This is a genomic window from Streptomyces sp. NPDC111606 (genome assembly GCF_055656945.1).
Genome location: NZ_JBVKBY010000005.1, coordinates 194,524 through 216,678 on the forward strand (window position 1 = coordinate 194,524; position 22,155 = coordinate 216,678).

Here is a 22,155-nt window from a genome sequence, read left to right on the forward strand (position 1 = left end):
GCCGGCTCGGCGTATTACAGGATTGCTGCAACCGCAGCAATGGTGCAACACTGGCGGCATGGTCTCGATACTCGCGCAGGAACAGTCCGGAGTCGCGCCGGAGCAGTCCGGGCAGTACGGCACCCACGACGTCACCAACCAGCCCCCTCCCCTGGCGCCGTACGACGCCGCCGAGGACACAGCCCTGATCGAGGGGCTGCGCCGCGAGGGTGCCGGGTGGGCCGAGGAGGACATCCGGCGGCTGGGCCTGCGGGCCGGGAGCGCCGAGGCGCAGGAGTGGGGTGAGCAGGCCAATCGCCACGAGCCCGTGCTGCGGACGCACGACCGGTACGGCCATCGCGTCGACGAGGTCGAGTTCCATCCGAGCTGGCACCACCTGATGCGGGTCGCGGTCGGCGAGGGGCTGGCGGCCGCTCCCTGGGCGGACGAGCGGCCCGGAGCGCATGTCGCGCGGACCGCGGGCGGACTGGTGTGGGGGCACACGGAGGCGGGGCACGGCTGCCCGGCGTCCATGACGTACGCCGCCGTCCCCGTGCTGCGCCGGCAGCCCGAGCTCGCGAAGATCTACGAACCGCTGCTGACCAGCCGGGAGTACGACCCGGGGCTGCGGGTGCCGACCGAGAAGCGGGGGCTGCTCGCCGGCATGGGGATGACCGAGAAGCAGGGCGGCTCCGACGTCCGTACGAACACGACCACGGCGTGGCCGACCGCCGAGCCCGGCGTGTACACGCTGCGCGGGCACAAGTGGTTCACCTCGGCGCCCATGTGCGACGTCTTCCTGGTCCTGGCACAGGCGCCGGGCGGGCTGTCCTGTTTTCTCGTGCCGCGTGTCCTGCCCGACGGCAGCCGCAACACCTTCCGCATCCAGCGTCTGAAGGACAAGCTGGGCAACCGTTCCAACGCCTCCTCCGAGCCGGAGTTCGACGGCACCGTCGCCTGGCTGGTGGGGCCCGAAGGGCGGGGCGTGAAGACGATCATCGAGATGGTCAACTGCACCCGGCTGGACTGCGTGATGTCCTCGGCGACGCTGATGCGCAAGACGCTCGTCGAGGCGGGACACCATGTGCGCCACCGCAGCGCGTTCGGGGCGCGGCTGGTCGACCAGCCGCTGATGCGCAACGTCCTGGCCGACCTGGCACTGGAGTCCGAGGCCGCCACGACGCTCACGCTACGGCTGGCCGGAGCGGCCGACCGGGTGGTACGCGGGGACGACGCGGACGGGACCGAGGCGGCGTTCCGCCGGATCGCCACCGCCGTCGGCAAGTACTGGGTCACCAAGCGGGGTCCGGCCTTCACCGCGGAGGCCCTCGAGTGCCTCGGCGGCAACGGCTACGTCGAGGAGTCGGGCATGCCCCGCCACTACCGCGAGGCTCCGCTCCTGTCGATCTGGGAGGGCTCGGGGAACGTCAACGCCCTCGACGTTTTGCGGGCGTTGAGCCGCGAGCCGGGCACTGCGGAGGCACTCTTCGCCGAACTTGCCCTGGCACAGGGGGCGGACGCGCGTCTGGACGCGTCGGTGACCCGCCTGCAGTCCCTGCTCGCCGCGGGCTCCGAGGCCTCCGCCCGCCGCCTGGTCGAGCTGATGGCCCTCACCCTCCAGGCCTCCCTCCTGATCCGCCACGCCCCCACACCGGTCGCCGACGCCTTCTGCGCCACCCGACTGGCCGGCGACTGGGGCCACGCCTTCGGCACGCTGCCGGACGCGGCGGACGTGGACGGGATTCTGGGGCGGGCGCTGCCGGGTGTGGAATGAGCGATGAAAGCTCAGGGCTGAGGGCTGGGGTGTGCGGCCCGGGAGCGGGCCGTGGCACCGAAGGGGCGGCCAAGAGAGAACGGGACTGACCGGCTGGGTGCCGCCCACGCGATACGGGCAAGCCCACCCACGTGGGTGGCCCCCCCTCGGGCAACTCCCGGCGGCGGGCGCCGCAGGGCTGACGGATGTGACGCGCCGCCCGAGGGACGTGGGCCGGTGGATCAGGCGTGAGCACTGTTCGGCCTCGTCGCCGCGCGGCGGCGTCGGCCAGTACGGTGCGGGGCGCCGTCTCGATCACGGCTGGGACCGCGCTGCTTCATGGACGGGGTGGATGGAACCGCTGCCGGCCGCCTCCTGCGCCGCCGCCGAGGCAGCCACGGGCCGGGCCCCTACGGCCGTCACCCCGTCGTCCGGCCACCCCACAGCGGCCCGAAGCGTGCCCACTCGTAGCCCCAGTGGTCGATGCGCCGGCTCTCCAGGCGGCTGCGGAGGGCTCGGCCGGCGACGAAGGGGACGGAGGCGGCGCAGAGACCTGCGAGGCCGCCGACCAGGGTGGCTCGGGTGCGGGCCTCGGAGGGGGTGGCGGGCCGGGTCACCAGACGGCCCTGCGGGTCCGTCCAGACGGTGACCGGCGTGCCGACGCCGCTGCCGGGGCGGACGCGGGCCTGGCCGGTGTGCGGGGAACCGTCCCGCGTGCTCCAGCGGACCTTCGCCCATACGTAGTCGCTGGTCGACGTGCCGGAGCGCGCGTCGAACGTGCCCGGCGCCTGTTCGGTGAGCAGGGCCACGACGGGCCGCCACTCGACGCGCTCCCGGGCCATTCCGTACTCCACCGTGCGGGCCGTCGCCAGGCCGGCGAGCACTCCGCACAGAACAGTCAGTACCCAGGCGGCGAGGAGCACCCAGGCCTCCACCGCGTCGGCCCGGCGTTTGAGCGGATTGCGCCGCCAGCGCCACAGCCACACCTTCGGACCACGGAACGCCATCGAAGGCTTCCTCCTCATGAGCGCACGAACGTGCCTGCCGGACCGGCCGCCATCCCATACGGGAGAGGGGAGGCGGATGCTCACTGCACGTACCGGGATCGACCGTGGCACGGGTCACGCGGCCCTCGCGGGCGTCTTCGCGAAAGTGCCCGCGGCTCCCGCCTGAGGGCTATCATCGCCGCGCTGACCTGCGACGTAAGCCTTTCCAGAGGTGACTGTCAGTGCCGGGGTGCAGACTGGCCGGTACCTGAGACAAAGACGTCGCGGAGGTGGTCGGCATGACCGAGGCATTGCTCGCCGTGGGCACGCGCAAGGGCCTGTTCATCGGACGGAGGCGAGGCGGCACCTGGGAGTTCGACGAAAGTCCCTACTTCAACGCCCAGGCCGTGTACTCGGTCGCCATCGACACCCGCGGCGAGCGTCCGCGACTTCTGGTGGGCGGCGACAGCGCCCACTGGGGCCCGTCGGTCTTCCACTCCGACGACCTGGGCCGCACCTGGACCGAACCGGCCCAGCCGGCCGTCAAGTTCCCCAAGGACACGGACGCTTCGCTGGAGCGCGTGTGGCAGCTCCACCCGGCGGCCGCGGAGCCCGACGTGGTGTACGCGGGCACGGAACCGGCGGCGCTGTACCGCTCGGAGGACCGCGGCGAGACCTTCGAGCTGGTCCGCCCGCTGTGGGAGCACCCGACCCGCTCGAAGTGGGTGCCGGGCGGCGGCGGTGAGGGCCTGCACACCGTGATCACCGACAAGCGCGACCCGCAGGCCGTGACGGTCGCCGTCTCGACGGCAGGGGTGTTCAAGACGGCCGACGGCGGTGCGAGCTGGTCGCCGTCCAACTCCGGTGTCTCCGCGGTGTTCCTGCCGGATCCGAACCCTGAGTTCGGTCAGTGCGTCCACAAGATCGCGCAGGACGCGGCGACGCCGGACCGGCTGTATCTGCAGAACCACTGGGGTGTGTACCGCAGCGACGACGCGGGCGCGAACTGGACGGACATCGGCGAGGGCCTGCCCTCCACGTTCGGCTTCGCCGTGGCCGCGCACCCCCACCGCGGCGAGACGGCGTTCGTGTTCCCGATCAACGCAGACTCGGACCGCGTCCCGGCCGACCACCGCTGTCGCGTCTTCCGTACGGCGGACGCGGGCAAGACCTGGGAGCCGCTGTCGGCGGGACTGCCGCAGGACGACCACTACGGCACGGTGCTGCGCGACGCGATGTGCACGGACGACGCGGACCCGGCGGGCGTGTACTTCGGCAATCGCAACGGCGAGGTGTTCGCCTCGGCCGACGACGGCGACAGCTGGCAGGAGTTGGCGTCGCATCTCCCGGACGTGCTGTGCGTGAGGGCCGCGGTGGTCGGATGAGCCGTCGGGGCTCAGGGGCCGGCCTTGGCCACTGGTTGATCACCGCCGCCCGTGCGGCAGTAGGGTGACGCCCGTGGCACCACGACCCTTGCATGAAATCGTCGAAGCGGGCTGGGCGAAGGCCCTGGAACCCGTTGCCGAACGGATCGCCGGGATGGGCGACTTCCTGCGCGCGGAGATCGCCGCGGGGCGCACCTATCTACCGGCCGGGCCGAACGTCCTGAGGGCCTTCCAGCAGCCCTTCGACGACGTACGGGTCCTGATCGTCGGACAGGACCCGTATCCGACCCCCGGGCATGCCGTGGGGCTGTCGTTCTCGGTGGCGCCCGACGTACGTCCGCTGCCCGGCAGCCTCATCAACATCTACCGGGAGCTCAACACCGACCTGGGGCTGCCGCAGCCGTCCAACGGTGATCTGACGCCCTGGACCGAACAGGGCGTGCTGCTGCTCAACAGGGCGCTCACCACGGCCCCGCGCAAACCGGCCGCACACCGCGGCAAGGGCTGGGAGGAGGTCACCGAGCAGGCCATCCGCGCGCTCGCCGGACGCGGCAAGCCGCTGGTCTCCATTCTCTGGGGCCGAGACGCCCGCAACCTCCGTCCCCTGCTCGGCAGACTCCCGTCGGTGGAGTCCGCGCACCCCTCCCCCATGTCCGCCGACCGCGGCTTCTTCGGCTCCCGCCCGTTCAGCCGGGCCAACGACCTGCTGATCGGGCAGGGAGGACAGCCGGTGGACTGGCGCCTGCCGTGACCGGCCCCTCCGGATTCCTCGCCGTCGACTCAGGAGGATCCGGTCTGCGAGTCGTCGTCGGCACCGTCGGTCGTGCGGCGACGGCCCGGCGGGAGTCCCGCGAACCGGTTCGTACCGGGGATCGGGGCATCGACCCCGGGCACTTCATGGAGCAACTCGTGCCCATGGTGCGGGCGCTGGTGGCCGAGGCCGGTGCGGACCGGCTGGACGCGGCCGCCGTCGGGGCTGCCGGGATGGCCAGCCTGGGTGATGCGCTGCGCGCCGAACTGCCGGGCGCGCTGCGGCGGGAGTTCGGTATCGGGCGGGTCGCGCTCGCCGCGGATGCCGTCACCGCCTATGTCGGCGCCCTCGGGCCGAGGCCCGGTGCCGTGGTCGCCGCCGGTACGGGACTCATCGCGATCGGCACCGACCTGGCGAACTGGCGCCGCGCGGACGGCTGGGGGCATCTGCTCGGCGACTGCGGCAGCGGCGCCTGGATCGGGCGGGCCGGCCTCGAGGCGGCGCTGCGCGCGCACGACGGGCGGTCGGGCGGGTCGGCCCGCCTGCTGGCCCGCGCCGAGGAATGCTTCGGCCCGGTGCGGGGGCTGCCCGGGAAGCTGTATCCGCGGCCCGACCGCCCTGCCGTCCTGGCTTCTTTCGCTCCCCATGTGGCCGCCTGCGCCGACGACGATCCGACGGCCGTCGACATCCTGCGGGCCGCAGCACGGCACATGGCCGACTCCGCGGCCGCCGTCTGCCCCACCACCGGGGAGCCTCAAGTCGCGCTCACCGGCGGCCTGTTCAAGATGGGTGACCCTCTCGTGGTGCCCCTGGAAGAGGAGTTGGCGAAGCGCCTGCCGCACGCGCGCAGGGCGCCGGCCACAGGGGATCCGCTCGACGGGTCGGTGCGCATCGCGACCGATCTCGCGACGGACGCGCTCACGCTGCCGAGTGACGAGGCGATGCTCTGCGTGGTGAACGACAAGGGGGACTGATCCACCTAGGCCGCCCGGTTCCACTCTGCACGTAACTCAATCAGACAAAAGCGGACGGATACCGCTCACCTGCACCCTCCCCGAACAGGGGAGCCCAAGAAGCCAGTAACATGCCTCGCCATGAGCTCCCCCACTGGGCCCGCGTCCGGCCTGCCAGTACGAATGCCGCGACCTCGTCAGCCCGGGCGGCACCGCCGACCCGAGCCCTTGGCGGCTCCCGAGGGCGCGCCCGCGCTCGTCCTCGCGGTGCCGGGCACGCCTAGCGCCGCGACCCGCGGTCTCGCCGAGGAGGTCGTGAGCATCGCCCGCTCCGAGCTCCCCGGCCTCGACGCCCGGATCGGGTACGTCGACGGCGATGACGTGGAGTTCCTCACTCTCCAGTCGGTGCTCGTGCACGCCGCCGAGGAGCGCGCCGCCCGTTATGAGCAGGCGATCGCCGCTGGGGTGGAGGCCAAGGAGCCGGAGGGCCCCGTCGCCGTCGTCGTGCCGCTGCTCGCCGGCCCGGACAGCGCGCTGCTGCGCGTCATCCGCCAGGCCGTGATGGACAGCCGCGTCGCGGCCGACCTGACCGATGTGCTGGGCCCGCACCCGCTGCTCGCCGAGGCGCTGCACGTGCGTCTGTCCGAGGCCGGTCTGGCCCGCGCCGACCGTGCCCGCCTGTTCACCGTGGCCACGGCCGCGGACGGCATCATCCTGGCCTCCGTCGGTGGTGAGGAGGCCGTTCAGGCGGCCGGGATCACCGGCATGCTGCTCGCCGCTCGCCTGGCCGTGCCGGTGATGGCGGCGGCCCTGGACCAGGAGGGCTCGATCTCGGCGATCGCCGAGCAGCTGCGTTCCTCGGGCTCCCAGCAGCTGGCGCTGGCGCCGTACCTGATAGGGCCGGAGATCGACCCGAGCGTGGTCTCGGAGGCCGCTCACGAGGCGGGCTGCTCCGCCGCCGAGCCGCTCGGCCCGTACCCGGCGATCGGCAAGCTCGCCCTGTCGAAGTACACGTCGGCGCTGGGCATCGCCCCGCAGCAGGCGCAGGGCACGCCGGTCCGCTGACGTCGCCCATGTACACGTGACCGCACGGCTGATGTGCGCATCGCAGACGTAACGCCGAAGGGCCCGCTCCACGTCCGGAGCGGGCCCTTCGGCGTGCGGTCACACCCTGCCGACGTCCGGGCCGATGACCACGCAGGACGCCGCGGGCACCTCGATCGAGCCCTCGTAGCGCGGGAGCCCGCTGTCGGGGTCCAGGGCGAACCAGGTGACGTCTCCGGAGCGCTCGTTCGCGACGTACAGGAACCCGTCCGCCTCGGTGAGCGCGCGCGGCCAGTGGCCGGCGCAGATCACCGTTCCGACGAGCCGTAGTTCCTCGCCCTCGACGGCGAACGTCGACAGCACGTCCTCGCCTCGGGTCGCGGTCCATACGAAGCGGCCGTCGGGCGAGGCGACGATGCCGGACGGATAGGCGTCGCCGGCCGGGCCGCCCGGCAGGACCGGTGTCTCCGTCAGCGGCTTGAGCGTGCCGTCGTCGGCGTCCCAGTGGCAGACGGTGACGGTGGGGGTGAGTTCGTTGACGACGTACGCGTACGGGCCGTGCGGGTGGAACGCCAGGTGGCGAGGGCCCGAGCCCGGCCGCAGGGCGATCTCCCGGTGCACGTCGAGTGTGCCGCCGGCCAGTGTGCACACCCGCACCGAGTCGGTGCCGAGGTCCACGCTGACGGCCCAGCGGCCGCTCGGGTCGGGCTGCACATGATGGGCGTGCGGGCCCTGCTGGCGCGGTGTGTGCGGGCCCGAGCCGGTGTGCTGGAGGACGGCGGACGGGACGCCCGCGAGGGTGCCGTCGGCGCGGACGGGCACGGCGGTGACGCTGCCGGAGCCGTAGTTGGCGGTCAGGACGTGGCCGGCGAAGAGGCTGAGGTGGGTGGGCCCGCCGGCGCCGACCGGGACCGGTGATCCGATGAGCTCCGGCTTGTCCCCGGTCACGCGGTACGCGGCCACCGCACCCTCGGCCGTCTCGCTGACCGCGTAGAGCGTGTCGCCGCCCGGCGACAGGGCCAGGTACGCGGGGTCGGGCACGTCGTCCGCGCCTCCCAGGACGGTCAGTGCGCCGCTGCCCGCGGCCACGGACGCCGTCACGATCCCGGGGCCGCCGGCCGCCGTGAACGACCCGATGTAGGCCCGCCGTGCCCGCCTGCCACCATCTGCCACCGAAGTCCCCTTCCGGTCGGGTGCCGTCCGGGCTGACGGTAGCAGCGGATCATCATCGGTCTAGACCAAGAGCCGTTCAAAACGTCGGCGCGTACGGTCGTCTCTCGCCCCCGGCCCGGGCCCTGGCCTCGGGGTGATGCGGGCAGGCGGGATGCCGCTGCACCGACTCCTGGCTCCGGTGGCGGACGGGCGTGGCGCTGCCCCGAGGGCACCCCGTGGGCACACCCCAGGAGACTCACCCGCGGGCCGCTCCCGCACGGCTCGCGGGTTCCTTGCGCCCGATGGCGCGGGGGTACCCGGAGGATCGCGTGATCCACCTTCCGGATGGCCGATAAAGCGACTTGGCGCTTCGGGCGGACCGGGGGCGGCCCGGGTGGCCGGCGTGCGGATCGCGGAGGATCTCCCGCGCTCCCGGCGTTCTCACGCTCCGACGAGTCGTGACCCGGAGGGTGTGCGCAGGGGCTGGGACAGTTCGGACAGGGCGCGTTCCAGGCCGTGCAGATGGGTCAGTGCGGGATCCGACTCCGTCGGGCGCGTGTGGGGGGCGTCGACGTCCGCACCGCCGGTCAGCGCCTCGACCGCGGCCTCGACGCGCCAGCACGCCGCGGCCAGGCGGGCGTCGTGCGAGGCCTCGGGGTCGGCGGCGACGGCGGCCAGGCCACGGATCTCCCGGGCGCAGTCGTCGAGCAGGGCCAGGACGTGGCGTGCGCGCCGCCTGCGGGCCGACATCGGGTTCAGCGGATGCACCAGCGGGGCGAGTGCCAGACGCACCCGGCCGAGCAGCTGCTCCAGCTCGGCGAGCCGCGAGGCCGGGTCGGCGGTCTCGTCCCCGCCCAGGCGTGCGGCGGCCGCGGCGGTGGCGGCGTGGACGCAGCGCAGGGCGCGCCGGATCCAGGCGTCGTTGACGGCATGCGTGGTCACGGGCAGGACGAACAGCACGGCCAGCGCGGCGCCGAGCGCCCCGACGCCGGTCTCGGCGAGCCGCAGCGCCAGCAGGGCGGGATCAAGGACGCCCAGCACGCCGTAGAGGAGCTCGGCGAGCACCGTGACGCAGAGCATCATCCAGGTGTAGGAGACGGCGGCCGTGTAGAAGATGCCGAAGACGCAGACGGCGAGGAGCGCGGCCGTCGGGATCGTCTCGCCGGCCACCGGGACGGCGACGAGCAGGCCGAGGCCGATGCCGATCACCGTGCCCAGGACCCGGCGGAAGCCGCGGACCAGGGTCTCGCCGCGCGAGGTGGTGTTGACGAAGATCCACCAGGTGGCGCCGACGGCCCAGTACCAGCGGTGCCCGGACACCAGCTGGCCCACGACGAGCGCGAAACCCGCACCTGCCGTGGCCTGGATCGCCTGCCGTGTGGTCACGCGGGCCAGTCCGGTGCCGCCCGGCGGTGCCGGTACCGGCGCCGGGGGCAGACGGCGTTCGTAGCACCACAGCCCGAAGCGCACCGCGGACGCGGTGAGCAGGGACAGCAGTACGGCGGCGTAGAGCTCGGGCAGCCGGCCCGGGGTGGCCTGCAGGAACTGCGCCACGAAGAAGGTCATGAACGCGAACACACCGAGGCTGTGCCCGCGTGGCCCCCAACGGCGCGCGTACACACCCGCGCCGACGATGGCGAGGAAGGTGAGGTCGCGGGCGACCGGCTGGTCGTGCAGTTCGGCCGCCGCCGCGAGGACGGGCAGGCCGACGATCGGCAGCAGAGCGGTGGTGACCGCCTGTCCCCGGACCGTGGCGTCGGTGACGGTGAACAGCGCGAGCAGCGCGGCGAGCCCGCCGGTGACGGCACCGACGAGGGAGTGTCCGGCCAGTCCGCAGACGACGACCGCGAGCCCGATGCCGAGCACGGCCCGCACGGCGAAGCGCAGCCGCGCCCGCCCCGGGTCCGGCGCCACGAACACCCTCTTCAGCACTACGTCCCGCCCCTTTGCTCCGGCATGAAAAAGGCGCCGCGGGATCCGCAGCGCCATCGACGGGCTCATTGCAGCATCAAGGAGCACCCTGGCTCAAGCGGCACCTAGAATGCTGAGCCATTGGCACAGAAACAACGGTCCCCGTACGTCCACCGGCGAGCCAACGGACCATGACGGCCCAGGACGGCCCACGGCGGTCCATGGCCGACGCGGATGCGGACACGGGGCGAAGGAGGCCGGACGGCATGGCCGTGGACGAGCTCGACACCCGCATCCTGCGGCTGCTGCTGGAGCAGCCCCGCACCAGCGTGCGCGAGTACGCCCGGATCCTCGGCGTCGCGCGGGGCACGCTGCAGGCACGCCTCGACCGGCTGGAGCGGGACGGCGTGATCACCGGCACGGGGCCGGCCCTCTCGGCCGCCGCGCTCGGGCATCCGGTGCTGGCGTTCGTGCACATCGAGGTCACTCAGGGCCACCTGGACGACGTGGGCGACGAGCTCGCCGCCGTGCCGGAGATCGTCGAGGCGTTCTCGATCACGGGTGGGGGCGATCTGCTGACCCGGGTGGTGGCCCGCGACAACGCCCACCTGGAGGACGTGATCCAGAAGCTGATCAGCCTGCCCGGCGTGGTCCGCACCCGCAGCGAGGTGGCCCTTCGCGAGCGTGTCCCGCATCGGTTGCTGCCCCTGGTGGAGTCGATCGGGCGGGCGGCGGCCCGCAAATGACCTTTGACATCCTGGGGCCATGAGCGGTCTCGGCAGCACTTCGGTCATCTTCGATCTCGATGGAACACTCGTGGACAGCGAGCCCAACTATTACGAGGCGGGGCGCCAAGTCCTCGCCGAGCACGGGGTTCCCGACTTCACATGGTCGGATCACGAGCGGTACGTCGGCATCAGCACGCTGGAGACGGTCACGCTCTGGAAGCGGGAGTACGGCCTTCGGGCGTCCGTGGACGAACTGCTCGCCGCCAAGAACCGCCGCTACCTGGAGCTCGCCCGCAGCTCCACGCGCGCCTACCCCGAGATGCGCAAGTTCGTGGAGCTCCTGGCCACCGAGGGCGTCCCACTGGCCGTCGCCTCGGGTTCGCCCCCGACCGCCATCGAGGCGATCCTGTCCGGCACGGGCCTGGACGCCCATCTGCACACCGTCGTTTCCGCCGACGAGGTCGAGCACGGCAAGCCCGCCCCCGACGTCTTCCTCGAAGCGGCCCGCCGGCTCGGCGCCGCGCCGGCCGACTGCGTGGTCGTCGAGGACGCCGCCCCGGGCGCCGCCGCCGCACACGCGGCCGGCATGCGCTGCATCGCCGTCCCGTACGTGGCCGGCCAGGCGGACGCCCCGGAGTTCGCGGCGGCAGGTCTGCTGCTGCGGGGCGGACAGGAGGAGTTCACGGCGCGTACGGCGTACGACTGGCTGCGCCGGACGCGGTAGGAGCCTGCCGGTCGACGAGCCGAACGGCGGGAACTGCGACCGGAATCAAAACACTCCAGACCCGTTGACCCTCGCCCGCCTCCTACCTATCGTCTGGTCGACCATTCGTACACTGTTCGCAATACCGAACACCGAACACTCATCGTCCCCACCCCCTCGTGGAGGAGCACACATGGCCCCGCCCCTCTCCAGACGATCCCTTCTCCAGGCCGCCGCCCTCGCCGCGGCGGTTCCCGCGATCAGCCACTCGGCAACCGGCCGGGCCTCGGCCGCCCCGGCCGCCGTTCAGGAGGCGCAGTCGGTGGCCGTCGCACCTTCCACCTGGACCGTCCAGCCCTTCGCCCTCGACGACGTGGCGCTGAGGCCCGGACTCTTCGCCGACAAGCGGCAGTTGATGCTGGACCATGCGCGCGGCTACGACGTGAACCGGCTGCTGCAGGTCTTCCGTGCCAACGCCGGCCTCTCCACCGGCGGCGCGGTGGCGCCCGGGGGCTGGGAGGGGCTCGACGGCGAGGCCAACGGCAATCTGCGCGGGCACTACACCGGGCACTTCCTCACCATGCTGTCGCAGGCCTATGCCGGCACCGGCGAGCAGGTGTTCGTCGAGAAGATCCGCACCATGGTCGGGGCGCTGACCGACGTGCGCGCGGCACTGCGCAAGGACCCCGCAGTGCTGAGCGTGAGCGGGAGGTTCGGCACGGCCGCCGAGCACGTCCGCGGCTCCTACCAGTACGTCGATCTGCCCGCCGCCGTCCTCGGGGGTGCCTCCGCGATCACCCTGTCGGCCTGGGTGAAGCCCACCCACGACGCAATCTGGACGCGGGTCTTCGACTTCGGGAACGACAACACCCGTTACCTGTATCTGGCCGCCCGCAACGCCGCCGGTGTGCCGCGGTTCGCCATCACGACCAACGGGCCGGGCGGCGAACAGGGCCTCGACGGCACCGCCGCGCTGCCCCTCAACCAGTGGAGCCACCTCGCAGTCACGATCGCGGGCGGCACCGGGACGCTGTACGTGAACGGCACCGCCGTGGCCCGCAACACGGCGATGTCCCTCACCCCGGCCGCCCTCGGCTCTCTCACCAACAACTGGCTCGGCCGCTCCAACTTCGCCACCGACCCGGTCTTCGCGGGTGCCTACGACGAGTTCAACGTCTGGTCGCGCGCCCTCACCGCGACGGAGATCACGCAGTTGCAGAGCAGCCGGGCCGCCGACGCCTCCGCCGGACCCGGCAACCTGGCGTCGTACGCCTTCGACGAGACCTCCGGCGGGACGTTCGCCGATGCCTCCGGTCGCGGCCTCACCGCCACCCTGCGCCGCACCTGGGGCGGGCCCAGCCACCCCGGGTTTCTGGCGGCGTACCCGGAGACGCAGTTCATCGATCTGGAGTCGAGGACCAGCAGCGACTACACCAAGGTGTGGGCGCCGTACTACACCGCGCACAAGATCCTCAGGGGTGTGCTGGACGCCTACCTCACCACGGACGACGCCCAGGCCCTCGATCTCGCGTCCGGCATGTGCGACTGGATGTACTCCCGGCTGTCCGAGCTGCCCGAGGCCACCCTGCAGCGTATGTGGGGGCTGTTCTCCAGTGGCGAGTTCGGCGGCATCGTGGAGGCGATCTGCGATCTGCACGCGATCACCGGCAAGGCCGAACACCTCGCGCTGGCCCAGTTGTTCGACCTCGACCGGCTCATCGACAACTCCGCCGCGAACACCGACATCCTCGACGGGCTGCACGCCAACCAGCACATACCGATCTTCACCGGGTACCTGCGGCTGTACGACGCCACCGGCGAGGTCCGCTATCTCGACGCCGCCCGCAACTTCTGGGGCATGGTCGTCCCCCACCGGATGTACGGCATCGGCGGCACCAGCACCGCGGAGTTCTGGAAGGCGCGTGACGTGATCGCGGGCACGATCAGCGACACGACCGCCGAGACGTGCTGTGCGTACAACATGCTGAAGCTGAGCCGGACGCTGTTCTTCCACGAGCAGCAGCCGAAGTACATGGACTACTACGAGCGGGCGCTCTACAACCAGGTCCTCGGCTCCAAGCAGGACAAGGCGGACGCCGAGAAGCCGCTGGTCACGTACTTCATCGGGCTGACGCCGGGCCATGTGCGGGACTACACACCCAAGCAGGGCACGACGTGCTGCGAGGGCACCGGGATGGAGAGCGCCACCAAGTACCAGGACTCGGTGTACTTCAAGGCCGCTGACAGCAGCACGCTGTACGTCAATCTCTACAGTCCGTCCCGACTGACGTGGGCGGAAAAGGGCGTGACGGTCACGCAGGCGACCACGTTCCCGCGGGAGCAGGGCACCACCCTCACCATCGGCGGCTCCAGCGCGGCCTTCGCGCTGCGGCTGAGGGTGCCGTCGTGGGCGACCGCGGGTTTCCGGGTGACGGTCAACGGCAGTGCGGTGAGCGGCACTCCGATGCCGGGGAGCTACTTCACCGTGTCGCGGACGTGGCGCGACGGCGACACCGTGCGGATCTCCATGCCCTTCCGCTTGAGGGCGGAGAAGGCGATCGACGACCCTGCGCTGCAGACGCTGTTCTACGGCCCCGTCAATCTCGTCGGCCGCAGCTCTTCGACAACTCACCTGCAGTTGGGCCTTTACCGCAACGCCGGGCTGTCGGGCGACCTGCTGCCGTCGCTCACTCCCGTGTCCGGCAAGCCGCTCCACCACACCCTCGCCGGAACCGAGTTCGCCCCCTTCTTCGAGGGCACCGAGGACCCGACCCACGCCTACTTCCGGCGCTCGGAACCCCGGGTGGTCTTCGGCAACTCCGACTCCGGCGTCGCCAACCCCGCGAAGTCCGACGGAACCACGCTGCTGGACGAGATCTGGGCCGGGGCTCCCTTCGGCAACAAGGGGGCACTGGTCTCGCGCGTGCGGTCCACCGTGAACGCCTGGGTCACCGCCGGTCTGCTGAGTCAGGCCAACGGGCGGACCATCGTCCGTACGGCGGAGCAGGCGACGTACGCTCCCTGACCCGGCGATCTGACCCCCGCGCCGCATCCCCGCGCCGAGCGCTCGACTCCCGGCGCGGGGATGCTGGAGCCATGACGATCGACGTGTCGGCGGAGCGGGTGATCCCCTTTCCTCCCGAGCAGGTTGCCGCCTATGCCATGGACTGGCGCCACGACCGTGACTGGACGCAGGGCATCCGCACGGCGGAGCTGATCCGCGAGGCCGACGAGGGTGGCTTCGGGGTCGGCGCCGAGGTCAGGCGGACGGCGCACTTCCTGGGTCGGCACATCGGCTACGTGCTGCGCGTGGCGTCGTACGACTTCCCGCGACTGCTCGACATGGTGGCCGTGGCCGGGCCGGTGCCGATGCAGGTCACCTATGCCTTCGACCCGCACGCGGACGGCACCCTCGCGCGCATCCGCGTCCGGGGCGGCCCCGGCGGCGTCTACCGGCCGGCGGCCCCGATCATGGCCCGCCATGTCCGCCACAACATCGGCAAGGACCTGCGCGACCTGGAACGCAGGCTCACGGAACGCACCGGGTAGCCCGGCAGCCGGACTCTTCGGCGGTCCGCTACGACCTGCGGCGCGGCTTGCCCCGTCGGGGGCTCTTGGCGCCCTTGGCACCGCCGGAGCCGGAGCCCGAACCGGAGCGGGCGCTCCGGCCCCCGGCTCCGGACTGCCGCCGAGGGGCGCCGGCGGCTTCCGCGCGCTTGCGCTTCGGCTGTTCCGTAGCGGCCGTGGCTGGGGACGTCGTACGGCCCCGGGTGCTGTTGACCGTGCGGCCGCGGACGACGCCGATGAAGTCCTCGACCAGGTCGGTGGTCGCGTCCTCCGGCCAGGACAGCGCGACGCTCGACTGGGGGGCGTCGACCAGCGTCCGGTAGGTGAGGTCCTTGCGGTGGTGGAGCCGGGCCAGCGACTGGGGCACGGCGAGCAGGCCGACGCCCGCCGCGACCAGCTCGATGGCGTCCGCGGTGGTGGCGGGGCGCTCGAAGGCGGGCTGACCCGGCGGCCGCTCCCAGTCGAGGACGTCGTCGAGGGGGTGGAAGACGACCTCGTCGGCCAGGTCCTCGGCGGTCACCTCGTCGACCGCCGAGACGACATGGTCCTTGGGGACGACGACGACCGTGGTCTCGGTGTAGAGGGGGATCGCGCTGAGGACCGTACGGTCGACCGGCAGCCGTACGAAACCGGCGTCGGCGCCGCCGTCCCGGAGCATGTCGGGGGCCTCGGCGGCGGTCACCGAGTGGAGGGTGAGGGGTACGTCGGGGAAGCGCTCGTTCCAGGTCCGCACCCACTTGGCGGGGGTCACGCCCGGGACGTAGGCGAGCCGGAACGACGGGGGTACTTCCGAGCCTGTCACCAGGCCAGGCTACCGGCCGTGGTCGGCGGCGGTTCACCCAGTCGATACCCTTGAGACCATGACGTCGCACCAAAGCACCCAGACCATGAAGCCCGCGACCGCGGCCAAGAAGTTGGGTGTGTACCTCGAAGCCACCCCCGCCGAGTTCCGGGAGGGTGTGGTCACGCGCGCCGAGCTGAACCAGCTGCAGGCGGAGCCGCCCGCGTGGCTGCAGGAGCTGCGGGCGAACGGGCCGCACCCCCGTCCGGTCGTCGCGCAGAAGCTGGGCGTCTCCATCGCGGGGCTGGCCCGCGGCGGCGTCACGGAGGCCCTCACCACCGAGCAGATCGAGGCCGTGAAGCAGGAGCAGCCCGAGTGGCTGGTCAAGGAGCGCGCGACTCAGGCCGAGGTCCGCAAGGAGACGGCCCGCATCAAGCAGCGGGACGCGGAGCGGGCGGCGGAGCAGTCCTGACCCCTCCGGTGCTGGTAGCTCCCTGCGGCTGCCGCCCCCGCTGACGCCGTCACCCGCGCCGTCGCCGGGTGAGGCGAGCCGCACCGCGCACGCGTGCAGCCCGCCTCCGACCGGTCAGGATCAGCCCGCTGCCGGCCGTTCCGGCAGTGCCTCGAGGAACGTGGCCGACGGGACGAAGAAGAGGGTTCCGGTGACCGCCTCCGAGTAGTCGAGGATCGGGTCGGGGCCGGATTCCGGGCCGCCGAGGTACATCTTCCGCAGCATGGTCTCCGGTATCTCGGGGGTACGCGCGTAGGCGACGAAATACGTGCCGAACTCTCCGTGCCCCGGCCTGCCGAACGGCATCGCGCCCCGCAGTATCTCCAGCTCCGCCCCGTCCGGGCCGGTGATCGTGTTCACGTCCTTGTGGGAGCCGGGCATGTCGAGTTCGATGTTGGTCAGCTTGGAGCGGCCTATCACCTTCTCCTGAGCCTCGACCGCGAGGGCTTCCCAGGCGTCGACGTCGTGCACGTACTTCTGCACCATCGCGTAGCTCCCGCCGCGGAACGCGGGGTCCTCGTCCCCGACGATCGCCGCGTCGGCCGCCGCCTGGCCGACGGGGTTCTCGGTACCGTCGACGAAGCCGAGGAGGTTGCGCGAGTCGAAGTAGGCGAAGGCCTGGACCTCGTCCTGGACGGTGACCGCGCCGCGCAGCCGCTTCATGATCTCGGCGGCCAGGGCGAAGCACACATCGGTACGGGCGGCCCGGATGTGGAAGAGCAGGTCACCGGGGGTCGACACGGCGCGGTGCCGCGTCCCCTCCAACTCCCTGAACGGATGCAGCTCCTGCGGACGCGGGTCCCCGAACAGCCGGTCCCACGCCACGGATCCCACTCCGGTGGCGCAGCACAGGCCGCTGTCGGGACTCGGGAACCCGACGGCCCGTATGAGCCCCGCGAGACCGGTGAGCAGATCGTGCACGGCGGGTTCGCCGCCCGGCTCGATCGTCACCACCAGGAAGACGGCGACGGGCGCCGGCGGACTGAGTACCGGTTGTGGCTGTGCATCGACCGACCGCATCGACGACGACGGCATGTTTCCCCTCTCTCACCCTCAAACCCCGCCAACTAACGATGCCCGGCCGAACCGGGAACGATACCCGCCTAGTTTCCGCACTCCCGGCCGCGCTCCTGGCGCGTAGGAGGGGTGTGGATGCCCGCCTCGGAGACGAAAACCCGAGTGCGCCCGCTCGCCCCGCTCTGGGACGATCCCGGGATGGTCCACCGTCTCGAACCCCTGGTCATCCGGCACGTCCACCGTCTCCCCTCCCCCGCGGGCCCCGCCGGGGAAGGCGCCGTCGCGGCACGGCAGTTCGACGCAGCGCTCATGTCCGTGGGCTTCAAGCTGTCGGCGGAGCTGCTGGCGCGCTTGTCGGCGCTGTCCGAGGGAACGGTCGTCGACACGGCCGTGCGGACACTGGGCACGGTCCGCGAGATGGTCGGCGACCATGTGCGGCACAACGTGTACTTCGTCGATTTCCCGGCCAACGTGCCGGACACATACGACTTCTGGATGCGCTGCGTCGCCGAGGCGCTGGCCGACGACGACGCACGCGCAAGCGTTCTGGAGCAGTTGAGCGAGGGGCTCGTCAATCTCCTCACCCTGCCGTCGTACGGCCGTTACCAGCACACCTACACGGAGATGCTCGGCCACCACGAGGAACTGATCGCCGCGGCGGGCGACCGTATGACGGCGCTGCATCTCGGCGGCGACACGGACGCCGAAGTCGCTTCCCTGTACCTGGCGTTGGCGGGCAGCAGCACGCCGCTGGGCGAGGAGGACCTGCGCGATCTGCGGGTCCTCGCCGGGCACTGCGTGGACGCGCCGCAGCCCGAGACGATTCCCGTGCGGGAGAACCGTGCCGTCGTGAACGAGGCCCGGTTGAAGGCCGGTGCGGAGCTGCTGCTGGACACGGTCACCGATGTGCTGCGGCTGGCCTGCGCCCTGTCGGGCGGCGACGTGACGCTGCAGGCGCCGACCAGGTTCCGGGCGCTGTCCCGTCCGGTGCGCCGCGCGCTGCTCGCCGGCCTGGACAGGGTTGTCGCCGCGTCCCCCGCCAAGCTGGCCGACGTGCATGCGCACCGCGAGGCGTGGAAGCGGCTCGGCGAGCGGCTGCACCCGCATGAGTACCCGCGGTGGCCGCACGCCGCCGACGTGTTCGCGGTCGCCCGGCGCGAGAAGGAGGCCCGCTCCTTCGACAGCCGGGTCGAGGAACTGCTCGGCATGAACGACATCACGGGCGCGGCGATGCTGCTGAAGGCCGCGCCGGGCAAGCTGTTCCGCTCCCTGGACCGGCTGCTGCGGCTGGCCCTCGACCAGGACGAGCGCCTCGCGGTGGCGTCCGCCGCCGAGGAGGTCGTGGGCGAGGTGTCCGGCCGGGTGGTCCTGTCGGTGCGTGAGCACCTCGCCAACCGCGCGCAGGACACAGGTGAGCGCCGGGTGTTCGTGAACCGGCTCGGCCGCGCCTGGGTCACCGAGGACGACCGTCCCCCCGTGCTGCCGCCCGAGCGTGAGCGCCTGATCGCCGTACTGGACGCCGAGATACGGCGTCGGCTGCCGGCTCCTGGCCATCTGCTGATCGACCCGGACGTGCTGGATGTGGCGCTGCCGCTCAGCGGCCGGGCGAGCGCGGCCGGGCTCGGTGTGCTGCCCCGGGGCTCGCTGTCTCCGGTGGACGGCGAGCTGCTGCGGTTCTTCGTGTACTGGAAGGAGGCCGACCGGCGCACCGACTACGACCTGTCGGCGTTGATGCTGGACACCGAATTCGCGACGGTCTGCTGGCTGGCGTACACCAACCTCAAGGACCTGGAGGGCGAGCACTCCGGTGACATCACCGAAGCACCCGACGGCGCCTCGGAGTTCATCGATCTCCGACTGGGTGCCGTGCGCGGCGACTTCATCGTGCCGCAGGTGAACATCTTCGCCGGGGAGGGCTTCGAGGAGGTCGAGGAGTCGTTCTTCGGGTTCATGCTGCGTGAGGGCGAGCAGCAGGGCCGCCCGTTCGAGGCGCGTACCGTGCGCATGAAGTCGGAGCTGCGCGGACCGGGCCGGGTCGCGCTGCCGCTGGCGTTCCTGCGGGGATCCGACGGGCGGTGGCGTGCCAAGTGGCTGCACCTGTACCTGAAGGGGACGCCGGCCGCCAACCGGGTCGAGGAGAACCGGGTGTCGGTGGCGACGCTGCTGCGGGGCATCGTGGAACGCGAGCAGCTGACGGTGCGCTATCTGACGGGCCTGATGGACGCCACGACCACGACCCTGTGGGACGGCGCGAACGTCCCCGACGGTCCGGTCACCTACATCGGTCTTCAGCGCCCCGACGGGCTGCACCCGGACTCCCGGATCCTGACCCCCGAAAATCTGCGCGACCTGATCCCCGCGTGACTGTTAGAGTCGGCCGTGGCGAGGCCATGAAGGGACTTCCTTCTCAACTCCTTCTTGAATTAGTCCTCTCGCTTTCCTCGCCACTCAACTCTTCCTGCCGGCACGGCTCTTGCAGCCGTCAGCTGTCGTAGTCCACGGTCAGCGTCTCGGACACCGGGTACGACTGGCAGGTCAGGACATAGCCGGCGTCCACCTCGGCCGTCTCCAGGGCGAAGTTGCGGCGCATGTCCGCCTTGCCGTCGGTGACGAGCGCACGGCAGGTGCCGCAGACGCCACCCTTGCAGGCGAACGGCAGGTCGGGGCGGGTCCGCTGGGCGCCGTCCAGGATGGACCGCTCCCTCGGCAGGGCGGCGCTGGTCGACCGGCCGTCGAGGGTGATCGTGACCTGGCTGACGGGCCCCTGCGGGCCGCTCTCCTCGTGGACCGCCTCCCGTACGGGCTCGTCGTCGGCGTAGAACAGCTCCTGATGCACCCGCTCGGTCGGCACCCCGAGGCCCGCCAGGACCCCCTGCGCATCCCGGACCATACCGTGCGGGCCGCACAGCCACCAGTGATCGGCGGTTTGCACGTCGACCAGCGCGTCGACGAGGGTCGAGAGCCGTTCGGCGTCGATGCGTCCCGACAGCACCTCGGCCTCGCGCGGCTCCCGGGACAGCACATGGGCCAGCTGGAACCGGGCCGGGTAGAGGTCCTTCAGGTCCGCGAGCTCGTCGGCGAACATCACCGTGTCGGTACGGCGGTTGCCGTACAGGAGGGTGACCGCCGAGCGGGAGTCTGCGGCCAGGACGGACTCCGCGATGGACATCATGGGCGTGATGCCGGAGCCCGCCGCGATCAGCACGTGATGGCCGTGCGTGGTGAGGTCGGGGGTGAAGGCGCCGGTGGGGGCCATCACCTCGACGGTGTCGCCGGGGCGGACGTCGTTGACGAGCCAGGACGAGAACAGGCCGCCGGGCACGACCCGGACGCCGATGCGCGGCATCGACCCTACCGGCGAGCAGATCGAGTACGACCGCCGCTCGTCCCGCCCCTCGATCGCACGCCGCAGCGTCAGTGACTGCCCGGGCTCGAACGCGAACTCCTCGGCGAGCTCGGCCGGGATGTCGAACCCGACGGCGACCGCGTCCGCGCACAGGGGCGTCACGGCGGCGACGCGCAGGGCGTGGAAGGCCGGACGGCGGCGAATGCGCGGGCGTACCGACGCAGCCGTCGATTCTTCCCTGAGGCCTTCCATTCAGATCTCCTTGACGTACTCGAACGGCTCGCGGCAGGCGCGGCAGCGCCACAGCGCCTTGCAGGACGTGGCGGCGAAGCGGGAGGTCTCCTCGGTGTTCGCCGAGCCGCAGCGCGGGCAGGTCACCGCGTGCCGGGTGGGTGACAGCACGAGCGCGACCGGACCTGCGCCGCGCGGGGCGGGGCCGGGCGGCGCGATGCCGTGTTCGGTGAGCTTGCGGCGTCCGGACGGGGTGATCCAGTCGCTGGTCCAGGGCGGGTCGAGGACCGTGCGGATCTCCACGCGCTCGTACCCCGCCCCGCGCAGACGCGCCGCGACGTCCGCCCGCATCTCGGCCATCGCCGGACACCCCGAATAAGTCGGGGTCAGGCTCGCGACCACCGTGCCGTCCTCGGTCAGCTCCACGTCCCGCAGGACGCCCAGGTCGGCCAGCGTGAGCATGGGCAGCTCGGGGTCGGGCACCTGGTCGGCGATGTGCCGGGCGCGCCGGGCGTCGAGCAGGGTCGTCACCATGTCGCCTCCGGGTGGGCACGGGCCACGCCCTGCAACTCGGCGAGCAGCGGGGCGAGATGCTCGGTGTGCTCGCCGTCGCGGCCGGATCCGGGCAGCGGCCGGTACACCGGCATGGGCAGTCCTGCGGCCTCGGTGACCTGGCGCAGGACGGTCACGACCTCGTCGCGGACGTCGTACGCCGTGAACAACTCGCCGAGATAGGGGGCCACTTGCTCCTGGGCCCGGCGCACCCGGCGGTGCGACTCCTCCGTGCCGTCCCCGAGGCGTACCGCCCACTCCGCCGCGTACTGCCGGTGGTAGGCCAGCTCCTTGACGCCCTTCGTGGCGATCGCCGCCAGGACGGGGTCCGGGTGCGACGCCAGCCGCTCGAAGTGAGCGAGGCGCCAGCTGGCGAACATCAGCAGCCGGACGATCGAGAACGCGAAGTCGCCGTTGGGCAGTTCGGCCAGGCGTACGTTGCAGAAGTCGCCCGCGTCGCGGAAGTAGGCGTAGGCGTCCTCGTCGCGGCCGGTGCCGTCGGCCTGGCCGGCGCGGGAGTAGAGCAGGCGGGCCTGGCCGAGGAGGTCGAGGCCGATGTTGGCCAGCGCCACCTCCTCCTCCAGCTCGGGGGCGCGGGTGACCCACTCGCCCAGACGCTGGGCCGCGATCAGGGCGTCGTCGGCCAACGCGACGCAGACGGCGGCGAGTTCACCGGCGTCGATGCCCTCGGGCACGGTGGTGTCCACGCCGTGCAGCGGGTCCTCGAAGCCGGTGCCGTAGGCCCAGCGGGTGTCGTCGTCGTGTCCCTCGGCGAGGGTCATGTAGACGTGGTCGTCGCTCATGC

At 72.0% G+C, this 22,155-nt stretch carries 19 protein-coding genes; 11 read left to right on the forward strand and 8 right to left on the reverse strand.

The annotated features are described in order from the left end of the window. Positions 1-58 precede the first annotated feature (58 nt). Positions 59-1,753 (forward strand): DNA alkylation response protein, encoded by a 1,695-nt coding sequence (locus tag ACZ7M7_RS19615; protein WP_472118455.1) that lies wholly within the window; start codon positions 59-61, stop codon positions 1,751-1,753. A 398-nt stretch (positions 1,754-2,151) separates the two neighbouring features. Here the strand turns inward: ACZ7M7_RS19615 and ACZ7M7_RS19620 are convergent, their stop codons facing one another. Next, the gene (locus tag ACZ7M7_RS19620) at positions 2,152-2,739 is read right to left on the reverse strand and encodes an Rv1733c family protein (protein ID WP_472118458.1); all 588 of its coding nucleotides are present in this window, start codon (positions 2,737-2,739) and stop codon (positions 2,152-2,154) included. A gap of 278 nt (positions 2,740-3,017) precedes the next feature. Here ACZ7M7_RS19620 and ACZ7M7_RS19625 point away from each other — a divergent pair, with 278 nt between their 5' ends. From ACZ7M7_RS19625 to ACZ7M7_RS19640, 4 genes are all read left to right on the forward strand, one after another. Beyond that, positions 3,018-4,103 carry a WD40/YVTN/BNR-like repeat-containing protein gene (locus ACZ7M7_RS19625; protein ID WP_383629890.1) on the forward strand — a complete coding sequence of 362 codons (1,086 nt, stop codon included), beginning with the start codon at positions 3,018-3,020 and terminating at the stop codon, positions 4,101-4,103. Positions 4,104-4,176: 73 nt separating this feature from the next. Beyond that, complete coding sequence (locus tag ACZ7M7_RS19630; protein ID WP_369269453.1) at positions 4,177-4,854, forward strand: uracil-DNA glycosylase; 678 nt, start codon at positions 4,177-4,179, stop codon at positions 4,852-4,854. Continuing rightward, positions 4,851-5,828, forward strand: a complete 978-nt coding sequence (locus ACZ7M7_RS19635) for an N-acetylglucosamine kinase (protein ID WP_472118464.1) — start codon at positions 4,851-4,853, stop codon at positions 5,826-5,828. Before ACZ7M7_RS19630 ends, ACZ7M7_RS19635 begins: the two co-directional genes overlap by 4 nt. A gap of 120 nt (positions 5,829-5,948) precedes the next feature. Then, positions 5,949-6,872 carry a sirohydrochlorin chelatase gene (locus ACZ7M7_RS19640; RefSeq protein WP_383598823.1) on the forward strand — a complete coding sequence of 308 codons (924 nt, stop codon included), beginning with the start codon at positions 5,949-5,951 and terminating at the stop codon, positions 6,870-6,872. Between the two features lie 99 nt (positions 6,873-6,971). On the opposite strand, the gene ACZ7M7_RS19645 is transcribed toward ACZ7M7_RS19640, so the two are convergent. Together ACZ7M7_RS19645 and ACZ7M7_RS19650 are read right to left on the reverse strand one after the other, a co-directional pair. Next, the gene (locus ACZ7M7_RS19645) at positions 6,972-8,024 is read right to left on the reverse strand and encodes a lactonase family protein (protein ID WP_472118468.1); all 1,053 of its coding nucleotides are present in this window, start codon (positions 8,022-8,024) and stop codon (positions 6,972-6,974) included. Positions 8,025-8,444: 420 nt separating this feature from the next. Then, complete coding sequence (locus tag ACZ7M7_RS19650) at positions 8,445-9,935, reverse strand: FUSC family protein (RefSeq protein ID WP_472118471.1); 1,491 nt, start codon at positions 9,933-9,935, stop codon at positions 8,445-8,447. Positions 9,936-10,180: 245 nt separating this feature from the next. On the opposite strand from ACZ7M7_RS19650, the gene ACZ7M7_RS19655 reads away from it, so the two are divergent. The 4 genes from ACZ7M7_RS19655 (at position 10,181) to ACZ7M7_RS19670 (ending at position 14,894) form a co-directional block, all read left to right on the forward strand. Then, positions 10,181-10,660, forward strand: coding sequence for an Lrp/AsnC family transcriptional regulator (locus ACZ7M7_RS19655; protein WP_328429426.1), 480 nt, complete (start codon positions 10,181-10,183; stop codon positions 10,658-10,660). A gap of 19 nt (positions 10,661-10,679) precedes the next feature. Next, positions 10,680-11,366: an HAD family hydrolase gene (locus ACZ7M7_RS19660; protein WP_472118474.1), complete on the forward strand. Its 687-nt coding sequence runs from the start codon at positions 10,680-10,682 to the stop codon at positions 11,364-11,366. Between the two features lie 172 nt (positions 11,367-11,538). Continuing rightward, entirely contained in the window at positions 11,539-14,370 is a 2,832-nt protein-coding gene (locus ACZ7M7_RS19665) for a beta-L-arabinofuranosidase domain-containing protein (RefSeq protein ID WP_472118477.1), read from the forward strand. A 71-nt stretch (positions 14,371-14,441) separates the two neighbouring features. Beyond that, positions 14,442-14,894: an SRPBCC family protein gene (locus ACZ7M7_RS19670; RefSeq protein ID WP_451166069.1), complete on the forward strand. Its 453-nt coding sequence runs from the start codon at positions 14,442-14,444 to the stop codon at positions 14,892-14,894. Between the two features lie 28 nt (positions 14,895-14,922). On the opposite strand, the gene ACZ7M7_RS19675 is transcribed toward ACZ7M7_RS19670, so the two are convergent. Next, positions 14,923-15,714, reverse strand: a complete 792-nt coding sequence (locus tag ACZ7M7_RS19675) for a LysR substrate-binding domain-containing protein (protein WP_472118482.1) — start codon at positions 15,712-15,714, stop codon at positions 14,923-14,925. Between the two features lie 58 nt (positions 15,715-15,772). Between ACZ7M7_RS19675 and ACZ7M7_RS19680 the strand changes: the two genes are divergently transcribed. Beyond that, complete coding sequence (locus ACZ7M7_RS19680; protein ID WP_451166065.1) at positions 15,773-16,165, forward strand: DUF5997 family protein; 393 nt, start codon at positions 15,773-15,775, stop codon at positions 16,163-16,165. Between the two features lie 120 nt (positions 16,166-16,285). Here ACZ7M7_RS19680 and ACZ7M7_RS19685 read toward each other — a convergent pair whose 3' ends face one another. Next, positions 16,286-17,239: a Dyp-type peroxidase gene (locus tag ACZ7M7_RS19685; protein ID WP_472118486.1), complete on the reverse strand. Its 954-nt coding sequence runs from the start codon at positions 17,237-17,239 to the stop codon at positions 16,286-16,288. A gap of 180 nt (positions 17,240-17,419) precedes the next feature. Between ACZ7M7_RS19685 and ACZ7M7_RS19690 the strand changes: the two genes are divergently transcribed. Beyond that, complete coding sequence (locus tag ACZ7M7_RS19690; RefSeq protein WP_472119260.1) at positions 17,420-19,585, forward strand: TerD family protein; 2,166 nt, start codon at positions 17,420-17,422, stop codon at positions 19,583-19,585. Positions 19,586-19,703: 118 nt separating this feature from the next. On the opposite strand, the gene paaE is transcribed toward ACZ7M7_RS19690, so the two are convergent. Genes paaE through paaC form a run of 3 tightly spaced genes read right to left on the reverse strand, consistent with a single transcriptional unit; the run spans position 19,704 to position 22,153 of the window. Then, entirely contained in the window at positions 19,704-20,819 is a 1,116-nt protein-coding gene (gene paaE, locus ACZ7M7_RS19695) for a 1,2-phenylacetyl-CoA epoxidase subunit PaaE (protein ID WP_472118489.1), read from the reverse strand. Next, a complete protein-coding gene (gene paaD, locus ACZ7M7_RS19700) occupies positions 20,820-21,332 on the reverse strand; it encodes a 1,2-phenylacetyl-CoA epoxidase subunit PaaD (RefSeq protein ID WP_383598852.1) in 513 nt (170 codons plus the stop codon). Beyond that, positions 21,326-22,153 carry a 1,2-phenylacetyl-CoA epoxidase subunit PaaC gene (gene paaC / locus ACZ7M7_RS19705; RefSeq protein WP_383598855.1) on the reverse strand — a complete coding sequence of 276 codons (828 nt, stop codon included), beginning with the start codon at positions 22,151-22,153 and terminating at the stop codon, positions 21,326-21,328. The genes paaD and paaC overlap by 7 nt, the downstream gene beginning before the upstream one ends. Between the last annotated feature and the right edge of the window lie 2 nt (positions 22,154-22,155).